This window comes from Mesorhizobium sp. M2A.F.Ca.ET.067.02.1.1 (assembly GCF_004023285.1).
In the GTDB taxonomy this organism is placed as follows: Bacteria; Pseudomonadota; Alphaproteobacteria; order Rhizobiales; family Rhizobiaceae; genus Mesorhizobium.
Genome location: NZ_RZSB01000821.1, coordinates 1 through 2,497, shown reverse-complemented (window position 1 = coordinate 2,497; position 2,497 = coordinate 1). Strand labels below are relative to the sequence as shown.

The following is a 2,497-nucleotide window of genomic DNA, read 5'->3' as shown; positions in this document are numbered from 1 at the left end:
GTCGGCAGGACCGTGCAGGTAGCGGGGCTTTGCCGGGCCGCGAAGAATCGCGGCCTGAAGGTCCGGCCGTTCAAGCCGCAGAACATGTCGAACAATGCCGCCGTGGCCGACATTCCCGGCGAGGTCGGCGAAGGTGAGATCGGCCGCGGGCAATGGTTGCAGGCGCTGGCCTGCGGGGTGAGGCCGACCGTGCACATGAACCCGGTGCTGCTCAAGCCGCAGAGCGACATCGGCTCGCAAGTGGTGGTGCAGGGCAAGGTCCATGGCGAGGCGCGGGCGCGTGACTACCAGGCGATGAAAGCCAAGCTGATGGACGCGGTGCTCGATTCCTGGGCCAAGGTCGGCGAGGGCGCCGACCTGGTCATTGTCGAGGGCGCGGGCTCGCCAGCCGAGATCAATCTCCGCAGCCGCGACATCGCCAATATGGGTTTTGCGACGCGCGCCAATGTGCCGGTGATCCTGGTCGGCGACATCGATCGTGGCGGCGTCATCGCCTCGGTCGCCGGCACGCATCTCATCCTGCCGGAGGAAGACCGGCGCATGATCGCCGGCTACCTGATCAACAAGTTCCGCGGCGATGTCTCGCTGTTCGACGACGGCATCAAGGGGATCGAAAAGTTCACGGGCTGGCCCTGCTTCGGCGTCGTGCCCTGGCTGAAGGCGGCCGGCCGATTGCCCTCCGAGGATTCCGTGGTGCTCGAGCGCCTCGCGTCCGGCGGGAAGCGGGCGCTGAAGGTGGCCGTGCCGATGCTGGCGCGCATCGCCAATTTCGACGATCTCGATCCGCTGAAGGCCGAGCCGCAGGTCGAGGTGGTGTTCGTGCCGCCGGGCAAGAGGCTTCCGGAGGATGCCGGGCTGGTCGTCATCCCCGGCTCCAAATCGACCATCGGCGATCTCATCAAATTCCGCGAGAATGGCTGGGACCGCGACCTTCTTGCCCACCGCAAGCGCGGCGGCCATGTCGTCGGTATCTGCGGCGGCTATCAGATGCTCGGCCGCATGGTGCGCGATCCCGACGGCATCGAAGGCAGTGTGACCGAGGCCGAGGGCCTCGGCCTGCTCGACATCGAAACGGTGATGGAGCCGGAAAAGACCGTGCGCAATTCAAGCGCCCAGTCGGTGCAGTTCGGCCTGCCACTCGAGGGCTATGAAATCCATCTCGGCCGCACCACCGGCCCGGACACGGCGCGGCCGTCGACGATCCTAAACGGTGTCGAGGACGGCGCGGTCTCCGCCGACGGCAAGGTGATCGGCACCTACTTGCACGGGCTGTTTTCCGCCGACGTCTTTCGCGCCGCCTATCTGGAGAGCCTTGGCGTCAAAGGCGGCGGCATCGACTATCGCGCCGAGGTCGAGAAGGCGCTGGACGAGGTCGCAGTCGAACTGGAACGACATCTCGACTGTGACGCGATCTTTGGCCTGGCGCGATAGGTCCGTTCCACCGCACAGCGGCCGGACCAGCCGCATGTGCCCTGCGCATCGGTGTCGTGGCGGTTAGCCGAGCCATTTATGCGGTCGTCATTCTATGGCGGAGCAAGGAGCGAAGCGACGCGCGCAGACCATAGAATCCATTCCGTGACGTCGAGGCGTTGCAGCCGTGCAGAATTCTGCTCCGCTGCATTCCGCGGCGAAAGTAACGGAATGGATCCTCGGGTCTACGCGTCCGCTTCGGTCCCGCTCCGCCCGTGGATGACGAAGTTGGGATGCTGTCGCTAACCTCAAGCGACGACGCTGGATCCTGGGATGGCGCGCTGGCTCGTCGGACAAGGCGCAAGCTAGGCAGACCGCGTCCTCAAATCAAAAGCGCCCGGCAGGGCCGGGCGCTCCGAGATGCCTGAGATCTGCGAATTTCAAGCGCCGCGCATCAAACAGCCGGCGGCGAGCACGATGTAAGCGATGAGCATGATCCAAACGGACGCAAGCGGAATGAATGCAAGAACGCCAAGAGCGGCAAGAAGGCCGATGACGGCGATGACCAACGAAATAATGAACACGATCTGGGTGGGTGCACTGAGATTCATGTCTGGTCCCTCCAACATGATTCGCAACGCCTGGAGTCTATCAGCAGGCGCTTCATACACCAATGAACTGGCGCAGCGGATTGGCGGGATCGGCTAACAACTTGACCGCTAGGGCCAGGCAGACCACGACGAGCAGCGGCTTGATCAGCCGGGAACCGATGCGGATGGCAAGGCTCGCGCCGACGCGGGCGCCGATGAATTGTGCTGCGCCCATCATCAGGCCGATTTTCCAGTCGATGACGCCGACGGCGGCGAAGACGATGAAGCCGCCGATGTTGGAGGCGAAGTTAAGCAGCTTGGTGTGCGCCGTCGCCTTGAGCACGCCGTAGCCGGCAAGCGTAACGAAGGCGAGCATGTAGAAGGAGCCTGCGCCGGGGCCGAAGACGCCGTCATAGAAGCCGATCAGCGGCGGGATGATCAGCCCGAACAGGAAGGGCGACAGCCGCTCGGCGCGGTCAACGTCGTCCATGTTCGGC

3 protein-coding genes are annotated in these 2,497 nt (G+C 64.4%); 1 reads left to right on the top strand and 2 read right to left on the bottom strand.

Going from position 1 to position 2,497, the window contains the following annotated elements; translation table 11 throughout:
* The coding region (locus EOA28_RS32275; RefSeq protein WP_128315685.1) for a cobyric acid synthase at window positions 1–1,431 on the top strand (1,431 nt) is incomplete at its 5' end.
* Window positions 1,432–1,850: 419 nt separating this feature from the next.
* Here the strand turns inward: EOA28_RS32275 and EOA28_RS32270 are convergent.
* Both EOA28_RS32270 and EOA28_RS32265 read right to left on the bottom strand, forming a co-directional pair.
* Entirely contained in the window at window positions 1,851–2,021 is a 171-nt protein-coding gene (locus EOA28_RS32270) for a hypothetical protein (RefSeq protein WP_108702979.1), read from the bottom strand.
* Window positions 2,022–2,073: 52 nt separating this feature from the next.
* Window positions 2,074–2,497 (bottom strand): TSUP family transporter (locus tag EOA28_RS32265; RefSeq protein ID WP_148670994.1); only part of this gene is annotated, 424 nt, incomplete at its 5' end.